Source organism: Halalkalibaculum sp. DA3122 (assembly GCF_043951865.1).
In the GTDB taxonomy this organism is placed as follows: Bacteria; Bacteroidota; Rhodothermia; order Balneolales; family Balneolaceae; genus JAMQKA01.
The window spans coordinates 1-2,128 of sequence record NZ_JBINJF010000082.1 but is presented as its reverse complement, the minus strand read 5'-3'; the positions used below and the strand labels follow the sequence as shown (position 1 = coordinate 2,128).

The window sequence follows — 2,128 nt, the reverse complement described above, 5'->3', positions numbered from 1 at the left end:
CGGATCTCAAACAGCAATGGTTTCTTAACGCTCCGGCTCCGGGCACTGTATTCCACAAAAATTTCTGCAGGGCGGATGGAGAATAAAAATTTCTAACAACGAATAACAAATTTCGAAGGGGGTGCAGGGGGATGTTCAATGAGGAATGAAAAATGAAGAATTAAAAATGATGAATTTCGAAGAGGAGATCGTATGAACGAGGTATAGCATCATGTCCAAGACCGGAAGAATTGCTGTCTGACGAGGGAGCGAGCTACAAATTGCTACCCTGCCCTTCCCGGCCTTGAATGGGGCGCGGAGGCCGTGCCGGTATACCTTGTCTGATGGTCAGCTCGGCTCGAAACCTGCGAGGTTTGTACTCCGGAAGGGATGCCCCCCCCTCAAGGTCATTACCTTTCCGGGAAGGGAAACCTCGCAGGTTTGGGATCAAGGCCTTGTTCGGTACGCCGGGGGGTTTAGAAAGGGTATTGTTCTCTATCCCTCCACGCCTGCACAGGCGGCAGCGTTTGGCCCATTCACCGCCTTGATTGTTGAGTCCCTTTTGGATCAAGACAAAAGGGACAATTCAATTTATTTTATATCCTGATCCTGGAATCCCGGATGGAGGGTATCAGACAGTAATGGGTTCTTTTCGCTCAGGGCTGGATACTGGATAACATTCCTATTTTTCAAAGCTCTCTTCGAATTAGCTTTATAATTCTTTCCAGTTGCGGGACATGCTCATCACAGACTGTAAATACCGTTTCCGCATCTATGTCAAAGTAGTGATGGGTAATGATATCTCGCATCCCCATCACTTTTTTCCAATCGATCTGCGGATATTGGGGGAGTAACTCTTTGTGGGTTATCTTATCAATATTTTTCAGAGCCTCCCCAATATTTATTAACTGCATACAGATACTATCGAGTTTTTCAAGTCCCAAATCGCTATCCAGAAAGTCTGAAGCGGTCTCTATCTCCCTGAACCGTTTCTGAATCTGGTCGAGGGCCCAAAGCATATTGTCAAGGATATCAGCTACCACCTCATCATCATATTCATGCATACACGGCGTCTTTTTCTATTCTTTTCTTCAGATTGTTGTTCATTCTTTCGCGGTGTCGAACTATATCTACTTTCATCCCCAAATCTTCTTCAATTCTCTGCTTAATACCCACAAGAATGAGCAAATCGGGTTTTTCCAGTTCTACGACAATATCAATGTCACTGTCTTTATCGTTTTGTCCACGTGCATAACTGCCAAACAGACCAATTTTTGTCACTCCAAATTTTTGCTCAAATTCAGGCTTGTGATCTGAAAGATACTGTATGATGGTTTCCTTTTTCATTGCTGCCCGCACCAATTGTTAATACCTTTTTATCCGTTTCTCCAAGCTTCATCACAAAATTACTCATTCTTCTTTCTAAGTCATAATCCATACGATTGGCCGAACACGTTTTCACCTTGCGAGCAATTACTGATTATTAACTCCGGATAATTAACTGAGGGCCTTGCAAACCTTTTGAAGGTTTACCGAACCCCTGACTGGCATAAGTGACAAGTGTTTATCAGTTCAGATTAACAGGGAGTCGCTCTTTTTCTTATAAAAGCTGCTTCATCTTCTTTCCTTGTTCATTTTTTGTACGGCCAAAAAACGAACCAAAAAAATCGCCGGCGGAGGAAGGGAATTAGGAATGAAGAATTATGAATGAAGAATTTCGAAGGGGAGATCGTATGAACGAGGTATAGCACCATGCCCAAGACCGGAAGAAGTGCTGTCTGACGAGGGGCGCGGGCTACAAAATATACACCCTGGTCTTTCCCGGCCTTGAATGGGGTGCGGAGGCCGAAGCAGGCGTTTGTGGATGTTGCACCGGTGAGGACTTTAATAGCGGGCAACTTGCGGGACGGACCATCAACATCCACGCCTGCACAGGCTGAAGCGGGTGCCCCATTCTCTGCCTTGAGTTTTTGGTTCCTTTTGGGTCAAGCCAAAAGGGACACCTCGGTTGGGAAAACAGTCTCCTGTTTCACATTCAGGCTTCCTTATCCTCCTTCCTTGTTCATTTTTTCATCGATGAAAAAACGAACCAAAAAAATCGCCGACTGGGGATTTATTCGCCTTGCGGCACTCCGCTTCGGCTAAAAGA

The 2,128-nt window shown here is 45.2% G+C and carries 2 protein-coding genes; both read right to left on the bottom strand.

Annotated features, from left to right (window positions below):
• Positions 1-668: 668 nt before the first annotated feature.
• A complete protein-coding gene (locus ACG2F4_RS19245) occupies positions 669-1,043 on the bottom strand; it encodes a DUF86 domain-containing protein (RefSeq protein ID WP_395262570.1) in 375 nt (124 codons plus the stop codon).
• Entirely contained in the window at positions 1,036-1,326 is a 291-nt protein-coding gene (locus ACG2F4_RS19240) for a nucleotidyltransferase family protein (protein ID WP_395262569.1), read from the bottom strand. Before ACG2F4_RS19240 ends, ACG2F4_RS19245 begins: the two co-directional genes overlap by 8 nt.
• Between the last annotated feature and the right edge of the window lie 802 nt (positions 1,327-2,128).

Bases quoted from the DNA above. Each gene is read 5' to 3' on its own strand.
- ACG2F4_RS19245 (WP_395262570.1), bottom strand. From the start codon at position 1,043: ATGCATGAATATGATGATGAGGTGGTAGCTGATATCCTTGACAATATG.
- ACG2F4_RS19240 (WP_395262569.1), bottom strand. From the start codon at position 1,326: ATGAAAAAGGAAACCATCATACAGTATCTTTCAGATCACAAGCCTGAA.